Origin of the sequence: Roseivirga sp. (assembly GCF_965216855.1) — a bacterium.
Taxonomy (GTDB): Bacteria; Bacteroidota; Bacteroidia; order Cytophagales; family Cyclobacteriaceae; genus Roseivirga.
The window spans coordinates 1810174-1830937 of record NZ_OZ244204.1 but is presented as its reverse complement, the minus strand read 5'-3'; the positions used below and the strand labels follow the sequence as shown (position 1 = coordinate 1830937).

The following is a 20764-nucleotide window of genomic DNA, read 5'->3' as shown; positions in this document are numbered from 1 at the left end:
TACGTCCTATGCCGGGCTTTGATTGATATTATCGCGCAGCATAGCCATTTACAATTCTTCCGAAGAATATAGCGTTCATCATCAGCTTGTTAGTTCCGTACCAGAAAGCCCTGAAGTTAGGGTTGTCTACCAGAGAAACTACGCGACCTCTGCCCAGGCTGTTTACTCTAATGGTAGAAGTACCTTTCATGGCTTCCAGATTTGCATCACTAATCCAGCCTGAAACCAAGGGTTCCTCGGTATAAACGCCAACATTGGCAAACTTACTCTCAGAAGGTTCAATCAGTAAAGTGCCCCTTTTGAAGGTTGGTAGGTTCTCCTTATAAAAACCAAAGGCCATCGGATGAGACAGCTCTAGTTTAGACATGTAAACACCTCCGGGTATGTAAAGAGAACGGGAGTAATTATCGATCTGGTCGTAGGCAATTTCTTCCGTACCCGGGTACTCGACTTCTACACTTTTCAGGTTGGTCAGTTTGTTTCTTGACATCCAGCTTACTGCTGATCCAATACCCACTAAGGTGCCTCCATCGCCAATCCATCTTCTAAGATTTTGCATTCCATTTTCAGAAAGATCCAGGCCTCCGGTGATAATGATCGTGTTATATCGATCAATCGCACTTGAGCCAACTCTGTTCTCTGGTAGTTTGGTTACCTGCATGTGCATGCGGGTATCTAATAAATGCCATACTTCCCCCGCATCATAAGAGCTGCCTGCTTCAACCACAAGGGCTACCTCAGGTTTTTCTAACGCCTCAAAGCTGTTGCTGCCTAAAGCCACCCCCTCAGTGAGACCACTGGTCATAGCATGTATCATCAGACCATCTTCCCGGGCAATATTTTGCATTTCGTAGAACAGCTCATTTTCTGAGAGTGACTGACCTGCAACAGGTACTAAGATCGTTCCCCGATCAAATTCTTTTTCACCCGGACCAATAAACTTGTTCGTAGAAACTTTAATTCTGATACCTTTCTCAAGCAGTTTATTGGCGGCCCTGGGAGCATAATACCCATGCCACTCAAAGATGTAGGCATAGGCACTCTGGCCACCTAATACCTGTCCGGCTGGAAACTCCAACTGATCAATTTTAGCCCCAAGCTGATTTCTACTGTAATCGCGACTACTCATTTCTGCATACTCTAGATTGAATGCCATCGGGTAGGTCCATCCTGAAATGTCATAGAAAAGGCTGTCCTGAAACTCCTTCCTTTTTTCAAACATGGCCTTAATAAGCTTGTAGTTGCGCTGCTTTAGAGGAATGATGAAGCTATTGTCTTCCTGATATCTTTCATCGTTCATTCTAATCTCTCGGGAGGGCCTGTAGAAATCTATTTCCTGAGCATCGAGAATTTCAGCCAAATGATAAGCCCTCGCAGGATCTTTTTCTGCTTTAAAGATGTAGGCTTTAACATTGTCATTGTCAGCTTCACGTAAAACTCTTTTATAAAAGTCTCTCTGATAATCGAGCAGTTCTTCTCTCATTTCTACCGCAGCCTTCCAGGTAGAAAGCGCTGTATTGAACTGGTTTTTAATGGTGAATGGAAATTCCAGTACCCCATTGATGCTTTCCTGAGCATGGCCTCTTGAGCTGGCCTGCTCGAAAAGAATACCTATACCTCCATTAATGTCGGGGAAGGTTGAGCCTTTACCATAATAAAAGTCATCATAACCCTCTTCTGTAAAATAGAGTGAGCCTATGCTGTCAAGTGCTGCTGCATGGTAGGTGCCTATCTTTTTGGTGAGTTCCTGATTCAATTCAGGAGTCAAGGGGTGAGTTCGTTGGGGCACTCCGGGCTGGAAAAAGAAAGTGGAGTTGGTACCCATTTCATGATGATCAGTCAGAACGTTGGGTTTCCATTGGTGATATTGAGCTACTCTGTTTTTTGACTCCGGCTGTTGTACAGGGAGCCAGTCTCTGTTCAGATCGAACCAGTAGTGATTGGTCCTTCCTCCCGGCCAAACCTCGCTATACTCTCTGTCTGCAGGGTCTGGGTTAATATATTTGCTCTTGTGGTTATTAGCCCATGTTGAAAAGCGGGTTAGTCCGTCAGGGTTGAAAGAAGGATCAAGTAATACCACAGAGTTTCTGAGCATGTTTTCAATCTCCGGTCCCTGGGCAGCTGCAAGATAATAGGCCACGAGCATGGAAGCATTAGATCCACTGGGCTCATTACCATGAATACTGAAGCCCATATAGGTCACAACAGGCATTTTCTTGATGTCGAATTTGTCGGCTTCGTTCGGGTAGGTCAGCCAGACATGATCACTTCTGATTTTATCTATTCCGGCCAGATTGCTGGGGTGGGTAATGGTCAGTAATAACTGAGGTCTGTCTTCGTGTGTTCTGCCAATTTCTTCGATGCTAATGCGGTCCGAAACCCTTGCCAGTTCACGCATATAATAAACCAGCTTGTCGTGTGTGATGTGCCACTCGCCCACTTCGTGTCCAATGATTGAAGCAGGAGTTGGGATGGCCGGGTTAAACGACACATTCTGAGGCAGATAGTAATTTAAATTAAGCTGACCAAAAGCGAAATGACTAACACACAGAGTTACTGTGAAAATCAGTCCCACCAATCTCTTTCTCATAGTATAGGAGTTCTCGTCAGGCAATATACTGATAACCTTCACTTAATAAAACAGTCATGTTAGTTGTTGAGTCAAGCAAGGTTGACAAAAAAATAAATGAAAGAGTGGTTCGAAAATGATTTCTGGTTAATTTCGCTACTCGAAAGCGAACCGTATAAGGATTGTACAAAATGCCACCCTGAAGGCTCTTTCCAAGTACATCGGAATTTCGCTTCACTCACCAATGGAAAAGCCAAATATGATGAAGTTAACCAATGTTAAGAATAGGTTAATGCATAAGTAGAATCGTAGCGAAATCATAACATTTGTCAAACAGTCGTGACTGAAGACAATGTTAATTTTGCCACCAATAAACGTTGAATATCTGTCTAAATTAACAACTATGAAGCAATTTTTACTCTGTTTGGTGCTGGCATTGGCATCACAAGTATCATTCGCACAAATTACCGGTAAGGTGGTTGATGCGGAAACGAAAGACCCGCTGCCAGGAGCAACGGTTGTGCTGAAAGGAACTACTACAGGAGCCATTACCGGTTTCGATGGTTCTTTCAGAATCCAAGGAGTTTCAGAAGGTCAAACTCTACAAGTATCATTCATCGGTTTTGAAGCTAAAGATGTAGCTGCAAAAGATGGAATGGTAATCGAATTGGTTCCTCAAGCTAATCAACTAGGCGAGATCGTTATTTCTTCTAGTGTAATTGATGTAGCTAAGGAAAGAGAAACACCAGTAGCAATTTCAACTATTGCTCCGGCTGAGATTTCTCTGAAGGTTGGTAACCTCGAGTTCCCTGAAATTATGAACAGAACTCCAGGTGTTTACGCTACTAAGCAAGGTGGTGGTTATGGTGACTCAAGACTTTCATTGAGAGGTTTTGATCAGAGTAACACTTCTTTCCTTATTAACGGTCAGCCTGTTAACGATATGGAAAATGGTTGGGTATACTGGAGTAACTGGCAAGGTTTGACTGACGTTGCTTCTGGTATCCAGATTCAAAGAGGTCTTGGAGCTTCAAGACTGGCTGTACCTTCAGTAGGTGGTACAGTTTCTATCTTCACTAAAGCTGCTGAAATCGATAAGGGTGGAACTTTCACTCAAGGTATTGGTAACGATGGTTATGTGAAAACTGGTGTTTCTTTCAACACTGGTAAAAACGACAAAGGCTGGGCATTCTCTGGCCTGGTTAGCAGATGGTCTGGTAACGGTTATGTCAATGGTACTTCTGGTGAAGGCTGGACATACTTTGCTGCTGTTGGTTATTCTCCGGAAGACTCAAAACACAGCCTGAACCTGTCACTACTTGGTGCTGGTCAGTGGCACCACCAAAGAAGCACATGGGTATCTATCCGTGACTACATCAACTTCGGTGAGTCTGGTGTTGACAGAAGATGGAATACTGATGCTGGTGAGTTGAACGGTGAGGAGTTCAACATGAGAAGAAACTTCTACAACAAGCCTTTGGCTACTTTCAACTGGGATTGGGAGATCAATGAAAACATGAAATTGGCTACTTCACTTTACGGTTCTGCCGGTAGAGGTGGAGGAACAGGTCCAAGAGGTAACAACTTCAGAAATGCCGATATCGACCTTTATCCTTTCAACATTGACTTAACTGAGCATTTGTTGAACAGAGGAAGAGGTGCTGCTTCAAGAAACGCTGATGGTTCTATCAACTTCGACAACGTAGTAGCTGTAAACAGATCAACTACTTCTCCTTATACAGGTTCCATCTCTGGTTTCCAGGGGCAATTGATCGGTTCTAATGGTTTCAGAAATGACGGTGTGAACAGAGCTGTATTGGTAAGAAGAGCTTCTATGAACTCTCACAACTGGGTAGGTGGTATCTCTACTCTTGACATTACCAAAAACAACTGGAGATACTCAGTAGGTATCGATTTGAGAAGCTACACTGGCTTCCACTACAGATCATTGGAGAACCTAATGGGTCTTGATGGTTACTTCTCAACTGGTAACAGAAACTCTGCAGGTCAGATTCAAAATGTTACTATCAATGCTTCTCCATTCAGAAACACTGGTTTGGAAAGAGAGAAAATTGACTACTTCAACACTGGTATTGTTGGATGGCAAGGTTTCAACGGTCTGATTGAGTACAATGACGAAGTAAACTTCACTGCTGTACTTCAGGCTGGTATCTCTAACCAATCATTCACAAGAGAGGATTTCTTCGATCAACCTGCTAACCCAATTTCTGAGAAGAAAAGCATTACAGGTGGATATGTAAAAGGTGGTGCTAACTACAACATCGATGCTAAGTCTAACGTGTTCTTCAACGCTGGATACATCTCAAGACAACCATTGTTCGATGCTGTATTCCCTAATTTCGCAAATAATGTGAACCCTGATCTTCAAAACGAAGAAATTACTTCAATTGAAGTAGGTTACGGTTACGTAAGCAATAACCTGAAAGTAAACTTGAACGCTTACTCTACTAACTGGGGTAACAGATTCATCTCCAGAGGTGTAACTCTTCCAGGTGGTATCAATGGTACTGCTCAGTTCAACGATGTTGATGTACGTCACATGGGTGTTGAAATCGAAGCAGAATACAGATACAACAGCCAATTGAAATTCAGAGGTATGATCTCTGCCGGTGATTGGAAATACACTAAGGATTTCGAAGCTCAGGTATTTGATGATCAAAACCAGCCTGTAGGTACTGCTACCCTTTACGTGGAAGATGCTAAAGTAGGTGATGCTGCTCAGTTCACTTCTTATATCGAAGCTGACTATAGAATCGGTAAATTCAACTTCGATCTATCTTATCGTTTTGTAGACGGTCTTTATGCTGATTACTCAATCAACAACTCTGACTTCTTACAACCAGATAACGATGGCGCATTGAAGCTTCCTTCTTACGGATTGGTTGACCTTGGTGCAACTGTAAGATTCGACCTGATTGGTAACACTTCTTCTTTCAGAGTGAACGTGAACAACCTGTTGAACACATTGTACATTGCTGAGTCTGAGACTAACATCCACAGAGCTGATGAGTCTGCTCCTGCCTGGAATGGTATCGACTACCAAAACTCAGTATGGTTCGGTTTCGGAACTACTTGGAATGCTACATTGAGAATTAACTTCTAAGAAGGAAGTCAGTTTCTGACTAAACCTTTTCAAGAATATAAAGTCTAAAAAAGTCCCGGGTGCTATCCCGGGACTTTTTTTGTGTCACATTAACACTAAGACTTCTACAAACGGTAAAACTTATTCATGTTCCTACAGTTACTTTTGCAGTAATTTCCAATGCTTTATCACAAAACATATAGACACAGTCATTCTAAGGAATGGGTCACCTTCGTCCATGGTGCCGGGGGGAGTTCATCAATATGGTTCAAGCAGATCAAATCTTTTAAGGCAGAGTACAACGTGCTCCTGCTCGATCTGAGAGGACATGGTAAGTCTCAGGAGATGTTTAAGAGATACTTCACTGATGAGTACAACTTTGAAAATATTGTCAAAGACATCATTGAGGTGATGGATCACCTGGAGATTGAAAAGTCGCACTTTGTAGGTATCTCATTGGGAACTATCCTGATGAGACAATTGGGAGAAATGGCTCCCGAAAGAGTGAGCAGTATGATTATGGGTGGAGCAGTGACCCGTCTGAATGTGAGGTCAAGATTCCTGGTGGCGGTAGGAAATGCCACCAAGAGATTCATTCCATATATGTGGTTATATAAACTATTTGCCTGGATTATCATGCCGAGAAAGAGAAATCAGGAATCTCGGGTACTTTTTGCCAACCAGGCTAAAAAGCTGTGTCAGAAGGAGTTTATACGCTGGTTTAACCTTACACATAAGCTAAACCCGCTTTTAAAATATTTCAATGAAAGAGAGATTGGGCTTCCCGTACTCTACTTAATGGGAGACCAGGATTATATGTTTTTGCCCCAGGTTATGGAACTGGCAAGGAAGCATTCTAATTCTACCTTGAGAATAATACCCGATTGCGGTCATGTTTGCAATGTTGAACAAGCCGATACATTCAACACATTCGCAGTCGACTTTATAAAAACTAACTCGGAATACACCTTAAACTAATGAGTAAAACATCCAGATTAATAGTTATAGTAATCATTATACTAGCTGTTGCAGCGTGGGTAATTTATCCTCGCATGGACGAGATTTTCGGAACCGAAAGCCAGGGAGTGGGAGCAGGTCCTGCTGCTGCGAGAGGTCCAAGTACCGTGCCTGTCAGTGGCATTGTGGTTACACCTAAAAGGCTAGAGAATAAGATTAAAGTCACAGGTTCCATTCTACCCAACGAATCGCTGGAACTGAAAAGTGAGGTTTCAGGACTGATTACAAAGATTCACTTCAATGAAGGTGAGACAGTAAAGAAAGGTACCTTGCTGGTGAGCCTGAAAAACGATCAGTTGCAGGCTCAGTTGGAGAAGTTGAAATATAGCAGACAACTCGCTCAGGAAACTGAAAGACGTCAAAAACTACTACTCAACAAAGAAGCTATTAGCCAGGAAGAATACGACATTTCCCTTACTTCCCTCAATACAGTAGAAGCCGATATCAAAGTAGTGGAGGCACAAATTGCCCAAACATCCATTGTGGCACCCTTTGATGGAATTCTTGGTTTGAGAGAAATCAGTGAAGGAGCATATATCACCAACAGTACAGTCATTACTAACCTTTACAGCATCGATCCGGTAAAGCTTGATTTTGCCATTCCGGGTAAGTATGCCGCTGAAGTGAAAAAAGGTGACATTATTTATTTCCAGACCGAAAGTTTGTCGGAGCAGTTTGAAGGGGAGGTTTATGCCATCGAGCCTCAAATTGATCAGACCACAAGAACTCTCAGATTAAGAGCTATTTGCAGCAATGAAGACGGAAAATTATTGCCAGGTCAGTTTGCCAGAATTGAATTGGTAATGTCTGCTATTGATGATGCCCTGATGGTGCCAACCGTTTCAGTAATTCCTGAACTCAACGGACATAAGGTTTTCATAGCACGAGGAGGCAAAGTGTCGTCTAAAGTCGTGCAGATTGGTATGCGTACAGAAGATGCTGTTCAGATTGTTGAAGGCATCAGCCCGCAGGATACGGTAATTACTTCAGGATTACTTGAGATTAGAGAAGGTTCATCCATTTCCATTTCAAACTTAACCAGATAATATGGCTAGTTTATCTACCATCAGTATAAGACGCCCCGTGCTGGCATTGGTGATGAATATCATCATTGTCATCTTCGGTATCATTGGGTTTACTTTCCTGGGAGTAAGGGAATTCCCAAGTGTCGATCCGCCAGTAATTTCTGTTTCTACCAGTTATACCGGTGCTAATGCCGAGATTATTGAGGCTCAGATAACCGAGCCTATTGAAGAAGCCCTTAACAGTATTGCAGGTATTAAAACCCTGACCTCTTCCAGCCGAGATGGAGGTAGCTCCATTAGTGCTGAGTTCGATTTGGGTGTTGATCTTGAAGCCGCTGCGAACGATGTGCGTGATAAAGTATCGGGCGTAGTGAGAAGGCTTCCTCCGGATGTGGAAGCACCGACAGTAAGAAAGGCAGATTCTGATGCCAGTCCGATTATCTTCCTCAATGTATCGAGTAAACAGAGAAGTTTGCTGGAACTGAGTCAGATCACGGAAACTATTCTGAAAGAAAGAGTACAAACCATTCAGGGCGTGAGCTCAGTTCAGGTATGGGGTGAAAAGAGATACTCTATGAGGCTCTGGATGGACCCTGATAAGCTGGCTGCCTATGAATTAACACCGCTCGATGTTCAAAATGCGGTGAATCGCGATAACGTAGAATTGCCATCAGGCTCAGTTGAAGGTTCCAGTACGGAGCTTACAGTGAGAACAGTAGGAAGGATTAACTCTCCGGAGCAATTCAATAACCTGATCGTCAAAGAAGATAACGGAATCATTGTCCGGTTCAGAGATATTGGTAGGGCCGAACTCGCTCCGGAAAACCAAAGAACGGTACTGAAGAGAGACGGAGTACCTATGGTGGGTATTGCCGTAATTAACCAGCCGGGTGCTAACCAGATTGAAATTGCAGATGCTTTCTACAAGCGTATAGAGCAAGTGAAAAAAGACCTTCCTGAAGATATTGAATTGGGAATGGGCTTTGACAATACTGAGTATATCAGAGAGTCAATTACTGAGGTGCAGCAAACCATTATGATTGCCTTCGCCCTGGTGGTGGTGATTATTTTTGCTTTCCTCAGAGACTGGAGAACAACTGTAATTCCGGTAATGACCATTCCTATTTCATTGATAGGAACCTTCTTCATTATGTATGTCTTTGGGTTCTCCATTAACGTATTGACCCTGCTTGGAGTGGTGTTGGCCATTGGTTTGGTGGTGGATGATACGATTGTAGTACTCGAGAATATCTATTCAAAGATTGAAGGTGGCATGAAGCCGATTGATGCAGGTATTACCGGGACGAATGAGATATTCTTTGCCGTTATTTCAACCACCGTTGCCCTGGTGGCGGTATTTATGCCGGTGATCTTCCTTCAGGGATTGACAGGAAGGCTCTTTAGAGAGTTTGGAATTGTAGTGGCAGGAGCCGTAGTTATTTCCTCTTTCGTAGCCTTGACGCTCACACCAATGATGAGCTCCAAGCTTCTGAAGAAGCGCGAGAAGCACAATTGGATCTATAATAAAACAGAGCCATTCTTTGTCATGCTTAACAGAGGTTATAACAATACCCTCGATGCATTTATGAACATCAGATGGATGGCTTTTGTGGTCGTACTTGTTTCCGGAGGTTTAATTGCCCTCTTATTATCCAATAATAACATCACCGAAGAGATTGCTCCGTTAGAAGACAGAAGCTCATTGAGTGGAATGGCAACTGGTCCGGAAGGAGCTACTTTCGAATATATGGATGCCTACGTGGATACCATTATTGGAGCGGTGAGAAAACATATACCGGAAACCGAAGCATTAATTACCGTAACCTCTCCTGGCTTTGGTGCAAGTGCAACTAACTCCGCCAGGATTAATATCAAACTGGTTGACCCGGAATTGAGAGAAAGAAGTCAGCAAGACATTCTGAATGACTTTGGTCCGATACTTTCCAAGTACACAAACGCCAGGGCATTCCTTTCTCAACCACCTACAATCGGTGGTAGAAGTGCCAGAGGTTTCCCTGTTCAGTATGTAATTCAGGCACAAAACCTTGACAAACTGAAGGAGGTACTTCCTGAGTTTATGAGAAGAGCCAAAGAAGCTCCCGAATTTTCATTCGTAGACCTGAACCTGAAATTTACCAAGCCTGAGATCACTATTGAGATTGACAGAGAAAAAGCCAGAACGCTAGGTATCTCTGTAAGAGATGTGGCACAAACCCTTCAATTGGGTCTGGCAGGTCAGCGTTTTGGTTACTTCATCATGGCAGGTAAGCAGTATCAGATCATTGGTCAGGTAGACAGAGAGAACAGGAACGATCCACTCGATTTGAAGACACTTTATGTAAGATCAGCAGATGGTCGATTGATACAGTTAGATAACCTGGTAACCCTGGAAGAGAGAAGTTCTCCACCGCAATTGTATCGATTCAACCGCTTCGCTTCAGCAACAATCTCAGCCAACCTGGCGGGTAAGACTACCACAGGTCAGGGAATTGAGGCGATGGATAAAATAGCTAAGGATGTACTGGACGATACGTTTACCACTGATTTGGCAGGACAGTCGAGAGAATTCAGAGACAGTACCAATAGCTTGTACTTCGCCTTCGCTTTTGCACTCATTCTGATTTACCTCGTACTTTCAGCACAGTTCGAAAGCTTTGTAGATCCGCTCATTATCATGTTCACCGTGCCTTTGGCACTAGCCGGAGCCTTCCTGGTGCTTTGGAGATATGAAGAAACTCTGAATATTTTCAGTCAGATTGGTATCATCATGTTGGTGGGATTGGTGACGAAGAACGGTATCCTTATCGTGGAATTCGCTAACCAGAGAAAAGCACAAGGCTTAACGGTAAGAGAAGCCGCACTGGACGCTGCCAAGTCAAGATTCAGACCTATTCTGATGACATCCCTGTCTACTATTCTCGGTATTCTCCCAATCGCCCTGGCGCTGGGAGCCGGATCCGAAAGTAGAGTTTCTATGGGGGTAGCTATTATTGGAGGTTTGATATTCTCGACCATTCTCACCCTTTATGTCATTCCAGCTATCTATACTTATTTCACCAGTAAAAAGGCCAGATTAGCCAGAACTACAGTTTAGTATGAAAAGAATTATTTCAAGCATATTAATGGTATGCCTTTCGGCAGGTCTGATAGCCCAGGAAGGTCTAACATTAGAGCAGGCTATAACCACAGGTTTAGATAAAAATCTAAACATTAAAATTGTTGAGAAAACAGTAGACCAGACTACGAATGACTACGATAGGAGTATTGGAGCACTATTGCCGCAGGTAACAGTTACCGCTGGCAAAAGCTTTTCAAATACCAACGTAAGTCAGCAGTTCCTCAATGATGATGCCCCCAGAGAAATCAATGGAGCAAAGTCCAATACCTTGGATATTAGCCCTAGTTTGCGCTGGACAATTTTCGATGGTTTGGGTATGTTTTATACCAGAGACAGACTGGCTGAGCAAATGGGTTTGGCTGAAGATGATCTCAAGGTTCAGATTGAAAATACCATAGCTCAAATCTCCACTGCCTATTACGTAATTGTATTGGAGCAGGAAAGACTTAGGGTATTGGAAGATGCCTTAGAACTGTCTGCAGCCCGTGTGGAACTGGCTAAAACGCGCTATGAAGTAGGTAAAACTTCAAAGCTCGAATACCTCCAGGCCCAGGTAGACTACAATACAGACCAGTCCAATGTACTTCAGCAAAAAGAAGTAGTATACAATGCTTTTGTAGACCTGAACAGGCTGATGGGCACCGAGCTGGATACACGTTATCACGTGGAGTCTAACTTTGCTGTATTGGGAAGCCTTGAACTACCGGGCCTGTTGCAAAGTGCCAACCTCAATAATCCAAGCCTGTTAAGAGCACAAAGGAACAGAGAGATTGCCTATTTGCAGACCAAGGAAGTAAAGGCAGAGTTCTTACCACAGATTTCTCTGAACCTCGGGTACAATTACAACAACAGAAACTCCGATGCGGGATTCCTGATTAGCAACCAATCCAGAGGTTTCAATTATGGAGTGAGTGCTTCATGGACTATTCTGAATGGTTTCGATATCAAAAGACGCCAGCAGAATGCCAAGATTCAGGTAGAAAGCAGGGAGCTGGAAGTACAAAACCTGAAGCAACAGCTTGAAGCAGATATTCGAAAGGCCTTTATCAATTATGAGAATAGTATCGCCCTCAGAGAGCTGGAAGAACGTAATTTCGAGATAGCTCAGGAGAACTACGATATCGCTCAGGAAAGATATAATATCGGTAATGCTACTGCCCTTGAAATCCGGGAAGCACAGGTGAGTTTTGTGCAGGCTGAGTTAAGAAAAGTACAGGCCGCATTCAGTGTTCAGGTGCAGGAAATTGAGCTGAACCGACTGGCCGGAAATAATCTTAGATAGTCTACAGGGTTGAATTTTTCAGCCCTGTTTCATATCTTCTGAAATTATCCATTTGAACCTTAAGGCTTTAAATGGGTTTTTAAGGAAGATGATGCTTCAAATCGTTTCAAAACTAAAGCTGCATACTCTCTTTGCTTTCACCCTGTTAGCAATCCTTTCCTGTTCGTCTTCCACCAATGAAGACAAGGGAAAGACAGAGAATTCTAAGGCCATATCCGAACCCATAGATTTCGACATTGATCAAATCATGGAACGCGGTAGCTTAACTGCAGTGGTAGATAACAGCACTACCGGATATTTCATCTATAGAGGTCGCCCGATGGGCTATGAGTACGAACTGCTCAACAGACTGACCAAATCAATGGGGGTAGATCTCAAAGTAGTACTTACTGATAATATTGAAGAGGCTTTTGAGATGCTTAACTCTGGTGAAGCAGATATCATGGCCTACCATCTAACCATCACCAGAGAGAGAAGCCAAAGAGTAGCCTTTTCTGAGCCTCATAATTATGTGCGTCAGGTACTGATACAAAGAAAGCCAGATAACTGGAGAGATTTGAAGCGCCACCAGATTGATGCTTCTCTCATCAGAAACCCAATCGATCTTGGAGGTGAAAAGGTTTATACCCGGAGAGGATCTTCTTTTTCAGAACGACTGCATAATCTTTCCAATGAAATAGGTCAGGATATTGATATTGTTGAACTGGATGCGGATACGGAAACACTCATCAGGCAGGTAGCCAGTGGGGAAATTGATTACACTATTGCCGATGAAGATGTGGCCATGATCAATGCTACCTATTCCCCGATTCTGGATGTCAACACTGATATCAGCTTTCCTCAACAAATTGCCTGGGCCATGAGAAAGAATGCCGATGGCCTGAAAAGTACTGTGGATGAGTGGATTGATGAAATGAAGAAGAAGCCGGACTTTTTCGTCATCTATAATAAGTACTTCAAGAACAGCAAGACCCAAAGAATCAGAGCCCAAAGTGACTATTCATCGATTAGCCAGGGAAAAATTTCTCCTTATGATGACCTCATTTCAGAAGCTGCAGCAGAGCTGGATATTGACTGGCTATTGCTGGCATCAATCATTTTTCAGGAGTCTAAGTTCGATCCGGAAGTAGAATCATGGGCTGGAGCGAAAGGGCTGATGCAATTGACCAGCAATGTGATTAATGAGTATTCGGTAGAAGATGTTTATAATCCCCAGGAAAATATCTGGGCAGGGGTAAAACACCTCAAGTGGCTAATAGACTATTGGCAAGATGATCTGGAAAACCCTGATGAGCTTATGAAATTTACGCTTGGGTCATACAACGTGGGTCAGGGTCATGTAAGGGATGCTATGAGATTGGCTGAAAAGTATGACGAAGACCCTAATAGTTGGGAAGTGGTTTCAAAGTACCTTTTGCTCAAGTCAAAGTCCGAATATTATACAGATCCCGTTGTCAATTTTGGTTATTGTCGAGGGTCTGAACCTGTAAACTATGTGAAGCAGATTATGAATCGGTATGAGCAATACCAATTGTTCTTTTCTAATGAACGCCCGGTTCAGGACTCAACAGTAATTATCGAAGCCTCACTGATTCATTAATTCATCTACCAGTTTAGCAGAAGACAGGCATAGCGGAATGCCACCGCCAGGGTGAACACTGCCTCCACAGAAATACAGTTGCTTGATTCTTTTAGAGAAGTTCGGATGACGCAGAAAGGCTGCGTACTTATTGTTGGAACTGTTGCCATACAGAGCTCCGGCAACGCTACTGGTTTTCTGCTCTATTAATCGAGGGTCCAGAATTTCTTCTACTTCTATCAGCGACTCAATGTTTTCACCCAGGTGCTGAGAGAGCTTTTTGATGATCGCTTTTCTGGCATACTGAATCAGATAATCCCAATCTTGACCCTGATTGTTAGGTACATTAATCATGGTGAACCAGTTCTGGCAGCCCTCGGGAGCATCTGCCGGGTTTTTAACGGATGTGATATTGATATAGACCGTAGGATCTTTGTAAATACTTCCCTTATTGAAAATGTGCTCAAACTCCGTTTTATAATCTTCGCTGAAGAAGATGTTGTGCAGTCCCAGTTGACTAAACTCTTTTTTAATTCCCCAGTAAAATATGAGAGCTGAGCTGGACTTAGGTTGATTGAGCAGCTTCTTGGGTTGATGTTGATCTTTCAGTAATGTCTTGTAGGCCGCTACCATGTCCATGTTGCAGACCACTGTGTCTGCTTTATGAAAGCCCATTTTGGTGTCAATCCCTTTGGCCTTATTATCATGAACCACAATTTTCTCTACAGGAGTGTTGAAGTAGAAATTAACTCCAATGCTTTGAGCCAGTTCATAGAGAGTCTGGGTAATAGAATGCATTCCGCCCTGAGGGAAAAATGCCCCTATTCCGAATTCAAGATGGGGGATGATATTCAGTGTAGCAGGTGTCTGATAAGGGTCGGAGCCATTGTAAGTTGCGTACCTATTGAAAAGCTGTGCAGTCTCAGGTTGCTTGAATCGCTTCTTATTGACTTCATTCATGGTTTTATTGAAGTCAAACCGATTGAGTTTAGAATAGGCCGATACTGCCTTGCCACTCAACCAGGTTTCAGCTTTGTGTAAGCTCTTCTCAATAAAAAGTGGAGCGAGGTGCTCATATAACATAGCACTGTTTTTCAGTGCCTTCGAAATATTCGCTTTCGGTTCACCTAATTGCTTTTCAAATTCACTGGCCAATTTTTCATGATCAGACCAGGCCACCATTTCTTTGCCATCAGGGAAGAAGTATCGGCAGGTTTCATCTAACTGATCGTAATTGAAATACTTTCGTGGATCAATATCGCAGAGCTCGAAAAGTTCATCTACCAGAGAAGGCAAAGTGAATAGAGAGGGACCGGCATCGAATCGATATCCGCCTTTAGTGATTTCGGTGAGTTTACCCCCGGGGTAACTGTTCGTCTCAAAAACAGAGACAGTATATCCTCGTCTGGCCAGGCGAATAGAGGATGCAATACCTGCTATGCCCGAGCCAATTACAATTGCAATTTTGCCCATAAGTAGTCTGTTTGTCTAACGGGTCGAGGGAACGGATTAAAAATGTCAAGTATTAGCGATTAATCCAACTTTTTCAGTGTAATCGCGACCTTTTTTGGTTTGAAAGGTATGGGTAACGACCTGACTGAATGTACAGTTTATGCGTATCGGTCGACACTGATTAATGGCGAGTCGATAGACATCTTTTTTGAAGTAATCTTTTCAGCGATTAATAAACCGGTAGCAGGTCCCAAAGTCCAGCCTAGCATGGCATGTCCCGTACCTACGTAGAGATTTCTGGCCGCTTTGGTATTGCCAATATATGGTAGTCCATCGGGTGTGCAAGGTCTTAAGCCAGCCCAGGGCTTTATGTCAGAAAAGTCTACTTCTCTGAAATCTGGCATGAATTCCCGAATACTCTTGATAATGCCATTCAGTCGGTTTTGATTAATGTCGTGGTTAATGCCTGAAAGCTCCATGGTTCCGGCAAAGCGAAGACCATCAACCATAGGGGTGGTGGCTAATCTTCCTTCAACCAATATGGAAGGGAGCCGGGTCATTTTTGGTGGGTTGGTGAGCATGAAACTATAGCCCTTGCCTCCCTGCAATGGAATTCTCAGACCGATTTGCCTGGCAAGTAATGGAGACCAGGCTCCGGCAGTAATGACAAAATGATCGGCCTGATGTTTACCTTTGGATGTGACTATTTCGGTGATTTGACCTTCTGACTTGATCAGTTCTTCCAGCCTTTCTCCATAACTGATTTTCACACCCACTTCCTGAAGTCTGTTTTGAAATTGCCTCATAAAGATGTGTGGTGTCATCCAGGCATCACAGCCAAAATAGACGGAGCCTTCCATCTCGTACCTGACATGAGGTTCAAGTTGCTCTGTTTCCTCTCGGGTCAGTATTTCTGCATCCAGTCCAAAGCTTTTGGCCATGTTCACCAATTCCTTTTCATGATGAAGCGACTCCTTGGTTTTGCAGATCATCAGGAGCCCGGAGTGGTCATAGCCAGCCTGAATGTTTTCATCACGAATGATCTCTTCGTATAAAGTCTGTGATTTGACCATCAGGTCTTTGAGCACAGGAGCTGCGGCATTGACTCTTGCCGATGTGGAGGCTTTTTTGAAGAGCCAACCCCATCGGATAAGGTCAGCATTTAACCTGGGCTTGATATAGAAGGGGCTTTCAGGATTGAGCATCCAGCGTAGACCCTGACTAATAATTCCGGGAGATGCCAGAGGAATCAGATGACTTGGCGAAATATATCCCGCATTGCCAAATGAGCAATTATTGTTGCCATCACCAGCATCGATGATTTCAACATCTACACCTCTTTGGTGTAGGTAGTAAGCTGTGCTTAGTCCTACTATACCTGCTCCTATAATTATAGCCTTTTCTTTACCCATTTATATGACTGAAAAACCAAATGCATATGGATCAGAATCGTCAATCAGAATGGTGTTGTAACCGGTGATTTTAGCCCATCCTTCAATGCTTGGAATAATTGCCTGTTGATCACCTAAAATAACTTCATCTTCAACACATCCCACAAACTGACTTCCGATAATGCTTTCATGAACAAACTTATCGCCTTTTTTGAGAAGACCTTTCGCATGTAATTGGGCCATTCTTGCCGAAGTGCCGGTGCCACAAGGGGAGCGATCTATGGCTTTTTCTCCATAGAACACGGCATTCCTTGCGTCAGAGTCCTCTTTCACCGGCTTTCCGGTCCACATAACATGTGAAAGCCCACCAATAGTTGGGTCAGTCGGGTGGCTGAATTGATAGTCTTCATTCATTCTGAATCTGATTTCACGACTCCAGCCAATAATATCAAGTGCTGAGTAATCGGCCAAATCAGTATAATTTTCCTGTGGTTCTACTATGGCATAGTAGTTACCTCCATAAGCAACATCTACTTTTAGTTTACCTAAGCCAGCGCACCCCACTTCTAGAGAATTGGCAGCAAGATAAGCCGGTACATTGGTCAATTTCACTGATTTTACCTCCTGGCCTTCCTGCGTGTAGTCTATTTTAACCAGGCCTGCGGGAGTTTCAAGTCTCAATTGGCCTGGGATTTTAGGCGTAACCAGTCCCTCTTCAATCATTATGGTAACGGTGCCAATGGTCCCATGTCCGCACATAGGAAGACATCCACTGGTTTCTATATACAAGACAGCGATGTCATTTTCAGGATTGGAAGGAGGATAAAGTATGGAGCCGGACATCATGTCGTGACCACGGGGTTCAAACATCAGTCCTTTGCGAATCCAGTCGAATTCACGCATAAAGTGCTGGCGCTTTTCGCTCATATTGGCCCCATTGAGCTGTGGTCCACCACCTGCCACCAGTCGCACCGGGTTACCACAAGTATGGGCATCGATGCAGAAAAACCTTTTTTTCAAAGACGTTCAATTAAGGTTGAAAATATACGCAAACCCTTACAAATTAAGGTAATCAGGTAGTTTAGGACGGTTTCTTATTCCTTCCTCGATGATCTCCAGAACTCTGGTTCTTTCTTCACCATACAATGGAAGCCTTGGTGCCCTTACATTTTCTGTACCGATACCCGTGGCCACTTCTGCCAGTTTAATGTTCTGAACCAGTTTGGCATTAATATCCAGTTCCAATAGAGGAAGGAACCAGCGGTATATGGCGCGAGCTTCTTCAATTCTTCCGGCTTTCTGTAGTCTGTATATGGCTACCGTCTCTTCAGGGAAAGCGCAAACCAATCCTGCCACCCAACCATCAGCCCCCATTAACAAGCTTTCAAGCGCTAATGTGTCTACACCGGAAAGTATGTTGAAGCGGTTGCCAAAACGATTTCTCATTCTGGTGGTATTGGAGATATCCCGGGTCGATTCTTTTACTGCCTGAATATTCTCACACTCACTGAGCGACTCGAACATGTCTAGTGTTACTTCGATTTTGTAATCTACCGGATTGTTATAAATCATAATCGGCAGATCAGTGGAGTTGGCTACTGCTTTGAAATAAGTGACAGTCTCCAGGTCATCAGCCTTGTAGCGCATGGGAGGCAGCATCATTAGTCCATTGGCGCCATTGGCTTTGGCTTTTTCAGCAGCTCTGATAGCACCTTTGGTCGTTTGCTCGGCAATGTTCATGACTACCGGAACCTGTCCATTGGCTAATTCGACAGTATATTTAACCAGCTCATCTTTTTCATCTTCCATGAGAGAACTGGCTTCGCCAAGAGTCCCTCCGAGAATAATTCCATCGACCCCAGCCTGAAGCTGGGCTTTGATGTTTTTAGCAAACATTTCATGATCCAGTCGATCGTCTACAGTAAACTTGGTTGTTACTGCCGGGTATACACCTTCCCAATTCACTTTCATAGCAATAAATTTTCACGAAGCTACAGCCGCTTGTCCGGTTGTACTTCTGGGAAATTGATTATTTATGATGAAATATTTGCAGTTTGATTTGTTTAAATGGACACTCTGAGACAATATGTCTTACTTTTCTTGAGTAATGAATTTAAGTGAGGTGTTAGGGTCAAAGGATTCTTTTGCCACTACTCTCTTCGATTCTAGATGGATCAACTGGGGATATATTGAATATACTTCTTGGTGCATGAATAGGTCTGAAGAGTCTATTAATACTTGTCTATTCTGAATAAACTCCTGTCCAACTTGATTTTTAAAAAGCTTATAATCCTTAATACCAGTAAATATTATTGATGTGTTTCTTTCTATCATTCCTGTTATGTTATCCTGAATAAACTGTGTTGCTCCACTGATACATCCGCCACAGCCCTCATTAGGGATGATAATGACGAAGTCGTTTTGTAGTAAGTCTGGATTGATAGTTTTTAGTCTTCTTTCGTAGGATGTGTAGCTACTTGTACAACTCCATAAGGTAATTGGAAGGAGTAAGAGGATGAATTGCTTATTCATTAGGAAGTACTTTAAGGGTGAACAGGTCAAACTTCAAGAAACCTTCATTCTTGTAGTAATAATTCAAATCAGCTAAATAAACCCCCTTGGAAGAAGTAAAAAATAGAGAAGTCATGTATTGTTCTGGTACCAGGTATTCACCGGTTTGATTGAGGTTTTTGTCAGAAATGATAAATGATTTTCTAAGATTGTTGATGCCTGCCTGAATATCTTCTTCCTTTCTTGGAAGAAAGGTTTCTCTTAGGAAGTATTCGTTGTCTTGATTAGAAAAGTGAAGCAGTTTGTAATACTTTGGATTGAGCATACTATGATTCATCCTCTTCTCATAGGAAGACATATTCATATAGTCTTTTACATTACTTGAGTATGGCTCAATCGAACCGAAGAATTTAGAACCGTTATTAACTCTGTCCTTTTCTCTTCCGGTTGAATCATATACATACAAGTCTGACTCTACACCATAACTCATGATGAATTGTTTTCTCTCAGCATGGTAGGTACTGAATACATTAGTTGAATAGTTTACTCCCCAACAATAATCCGAGTATGAGTTTGGTGGTATTATAATGCCTTGGAGTTCTGCGGTTTTCAAATTGAGTGCTAACAGAACAGGTTTTTTACCAAACTGGCGAGCAGGAACTGACTGACAGTTGAAGTAAATTTTATTTCCAATTCGATAAGGACGATTGTCATTTGTTATTGAAATCACAAAAGGGCCTTCAGATTCAAAAATACTTGAGCTTGCAAAATCAAAGGTTTTGAGTTTGCTGCCTAGTCCGTCAAATAAATACCCTCTTAAATCCCAGCCGTTGTAGATAAATACCGAGTCCATTCCTATAGGAAGGTGTGTTATTTGTTCGGCATGGGCTCCAATACCATTTGGGCCTTCCATTTCATATTGAGTGATTTTTACTGTAGCACCAGTTTTTAAGTTGTAATAATAAAGCTTACCAGTCATCTGATTAAACAGGGTAATGAATTGATTTCCTTCGATTTCTAACTGGTTTATATTGTTGCTGTAAAAACCTTGAGTTGAATCAAGTTCGAACAGGACTGAGTCTTGTGAATGCAATGTTGCAATTTGATTGTAACTGGGTTTATTAGAGTTGACATTTTCGGGAGAACTGCATGAGTAGATTAGCATTACCATTAGCAGTGGAGTGATTTGTTGTAAAAACATACTAATTGAGTTTGAACCAGAGCCCTTCAGGCTCTGGTGTCTTGATTCAAAATGATGAGTTGCTGCTATTTTCTTTCAATAACCCAGATAAACTCGTTTCCAGTACATCCATATCCAGGAGGGATAGACAAGCACTGTCTGCCATTTCCATCTTCACGGAGACTACAATAACCTGGGCCGCCACCTTCAGCATGACGCTGTAAGCAAAACCACATTCCTCCATCTGCAACACCTACAGATGAGAAGGACAAGGTCATAATGACCATTAAAACTAAAGCTCTCTTTTTCATATTGATATTTTAATTGATGCCTACTCACTTAATGGCTTTTCGGCTTACTCCAATTAGAAATCAAGATTGACCCATCTGTTTGGCACAGCCTGTAGCGAATAGCTTAAAGTAGATGCTTAGTTGGCTCCTGCAGAATTGCAGTGTTGAAGAAGTGATTTGAAATAGCTTAATATTTAAATTAAAAACAAGATTAATTTTATATTAAGGAAAGATTTTTCAGATATAT

The 20764-nt window shown here is 42.7% G+C and carries 14 protein-coding genes; 6 read left to right on the top strand and 8 right to left on the bottom strand.

The annotated features are described in order from the left end of the window. Nucleotides 1-28 precede the first annotated feature (28 nt). The gene (locus tag ACOOEY_RS08240) at nucleotides 29-2590 is read right to left on the bottom strand and encodes a M14 family metallopeptidase (RefSeq protein ID WP_420388190.1); all 2562 of its coding nucleotides are present in this window, start codon (nucleotides 2588-2590) and stop codon (nucleotides 29-31) included. A gap of 382 nt (nucleotides 2591-2972) precedes the next feature. Here ACOOEY_RS08240 and ACOOEY_RS08235 point away from each other — a divergent pair, with 382 nt between their 5' ends. The 6 genes from ACOOEY_RS08235 to ACOOEY_RS08210 all read left to right on the top strand — a co-directional run bounded on the left by ACOOEY_RS08235 (nucleotide 2973) and on the right by ACOOEY_RS08210 (nucleotide 13714). Then, nucleotides 2973-5693: a TonB-dependent receptor gene (locus tag ACOOEY_RS08235; protein ID WP_420388189.1), complete on the top strand. Its 2721-nt coding sequence runs from the start codon at nucleotides 2973-2975 to the stop codon at nucleotides 5691-5693. A 159-nt stretch (nucleotides 5694-5852) separates the two neighbouring features. Beyond that, the gene (locus ACOOEY_RS08230; RefSeq protein WP_420388188.1) at nucleotides 5853-6650 is read left to right on the top strand and encodes an alpha/beta fold hydrolase; all 798 of its coding nucleotides are present in this window, start codon (nucleotides 5853-5855) and stop codon (nucleotides 6648-6650) included. Then, nucleotides 6650-7735, top strand: a complete 1086-nt coding sequence (locus tag ACOOEY_RS08225; protein WP_420388187.1) for an efflux RND transporter periplasmic adaptor subunit — start codon at nucleotides 6650-6652, stop codon at nucleotides 7733-7735. Before ACOOEY_RS08230 ends, ACOOEY_RS08225 begins: the two co-directional genes overlap by 1 nt. Nucleotide 7736: 1 nt before the next feature. Continuing rightward, nucleotides 7737-10808, top strand: coding sequence for an efflux RND transporter permease subunit (locus ACOOEY_RS08220; protein WP_420388186.1), 3072 nt, complete (start codon nucleotides 7737-7739; stop codon nucleotides 10806-10808). Nucleotide 10809: 1 nt separating this feature from the next. Continuing rightward, the gene (locus ACOOEY_RS08215; RefSeq protein WP_420388185.1) at nucleotides 10810-12114 is read left to right on the top strand and encodes a TolC family protein; all 1305 of its coding nucleotides are present in this window, start codon (nucleotides 10810-10812) and stop codon (nucleotides 12112-12114) included. Nucleotides 12115-12202: 88 nt separating this feature from the next. Further along, a complete protein-coding gene (locus tag ACOOEY_RS08210) occupies nucleotides 12203-13714 on the top strand; it encodes a transporter substrate-binding domain-containing protein (RefSeq protein ID WP_420388184.1) in 1512 nt (503 codons plus the stop codon). Here ACOOEY_RS08210 and crtD read toward each other — a convergent pair. The 7 genes from crtD to ACOOEY_RS08175 form a co-directional block, all read right to left on the bottom strand. Continuing rightward, entirely contained in the window at nucleotides 13700-15166 is a 1467-nt protein-coding gene (crtD, locus tag ACOOEY_RS08205; protein WP_420388183.1) for a 1-hydroxycarotenoid 3,4-desaturase CrtD, read from the bottom strand. The genes ACOOEY_RS08210 and crtD overlap by 15 nt on opposite strands. Before the next feature lie 137 nt (nucleotides 15167-15303). Further along, nucleotides 15304-16557 carry an NAD(P)/FAD-dependent oxidoreductase gene (locus ACOOEY_RS08200; RefSeq protein WP_420388182.1) on the bottom strand — a complete coding sequence of 418 codons (1254 nt, stop codon included), beginning with the start codon at nucleotides 16555-16557 and terminating at the stop codon, nucleotides 15304-15306. After that, nucleotides 16558-17556: a 4-hydroxyproline epimerase gene (locus tag ACOOEY_RS08195; RefSeq protein WP_420388181.1), complete on the bottom strand. Its 999-nt coding sequence runs from the start codon at nucleotides 17554-17556 to the stop codon at nucleotides 16558-16560. A gap of 36 nt (nucleotides 17557-17592) precedes the next feature. Then, nucleotides 17593-18501 (bottom strand): dihydrodipicolinate synthase family protein, encoded by a 909-nt coding sequence (locus tag ACOOEY_RS08190; RefSeq protein ID WP_420388646.1) that lies wholly within the window; start codon nucleotides 18499-18501, stop codon nucleotides 17593-17595. Nucleotides 18502-18627: 126 nt separating this feature from the next. Beyond that, entirely contained in the window at nucleotides 18628-19068 is a 441-nt protein-coding gene (locus ACOOEY_RS08185; RefSeq protein WP_420388180.1) for a hypothetical protein, read from the bottom strand. Next, the gene (locus ACOOEY_RS08180) at nucleotides 19061-20248 is read right to left on the bottom strand and encodes a DUF4221 family protein (RefSeq protein ID WP_420388179.1); all 1188 of its coding nucleotides are present in this window, start codon (nucleotides 20246-20248) and stop codon (nucleotides 19061-19063) included. Before ACOOEY_RS08180 ends, ACOOEY_RS08185 begins: the two co-directional genes overlap by 8 nt. Nucleotides 20249-20313: 65 nt before the next feature. Further along, a complete protein-coding gene (locus ACOOEY_RS08175; RefSeq protein ID WP_420388178.1) occupies nucleotides 20314-20538 on the bottom strand; it encodes a hypothetical protein in 225 nt (74 codons plus the stop codon). Between the last annotated feature and the right edge of the window lie 226 nt (nucleotides 20539-20764).

Excerpts from the sequence above, each read along its gene's own strand:
- ACOOEY_RS08240 (WP_420388190.1), bottom strand. The coding sequence starts at position 2,590 with ATGAGAAAGAGATTGGTGGGACTGATTTTCACAGTAACTCTGTGTGTT.
- ACOOEY_RS08235 (WP_420388189.1), top strand. The coding sequence starts at position 2,973 with ATGAAGCAATTTTTACTCTGTTTGGTGCTGGCATTGGCATCACAAGTA.
- ACOOEY_RS08230 (WP_420388188.1), top strand. The coding sequence starts at position 5,853 with ATGCTTTATCACAAAACATATAGACACAGTCATTCTAAGGAATGGGTC.
- ACOOEY_RS08225 (WP_420388187.1), top strand. The coding sequence starts at position 6,650 with ATGAGTAAAACATCCAGATTAATAGTTATAGTAATCATTATACTAGCT.
- ACOOEY_RS08220 (WP_420388186.1), top strand. The coding sequence starts at position 7,737 with ATGGCTAGTTTATCTACCATCAGTATAAGACGCCCCGTGCTGGCATTG.
- ACOOEY_RS08215 (WP_420388185.1), top strand. The coding sequence starts at position 10,810 with ATGAAAAGAATTATTTCAAGCATATTAATGGTATGCCTTTCGGCAGGT.
- ACOOEY_RS08210 (WP_420388184.1), top strand. The coding sequence starts at position 12,203 with ATGATGCTTCAAATCGTTTCAAAACTAAAGCTGCATACTCTCTTTGCT.
- crtD (WP_420388183.1), bottom strand. The coding sequence starts at position 15,166 with ATGGGCAAAATTGCAATTGTAATTGGCTCGGGCATAGCAGGTATTGCA.
- ACOOEY_RS08200 (WP_420388182.1), bottom strand. The coding sequence starts at position 16,557 with ATGGGTAAAGAAAAGGCTATAATTATAGGAGCAGGTATAGTAGGACTA.
- ACOOEY_RS08185 (WP_420388180.1), bottom strand. The coding sequence starts at position 19,068 with ATGAATAAGCAATTCATCCTCTTACTCCTTCCAATTACCTTATGGAGT.
- ACOOEY_RS08180 (WP_420388179.1), bottom strand. The coding sequence starts at position 20,248 with ATGTTTTTACAACAAATCACTCCACTGCTAATGGTAATGCTAATCTAC.
- ACOOEY_RS08175 (WP_420388178.1), bottom strand. The coding sequence starts at position 20,538 with ATGAAAAAGAGAGCTTTAGTTTTAATGGTCATTATGACCTTGTCCTTC.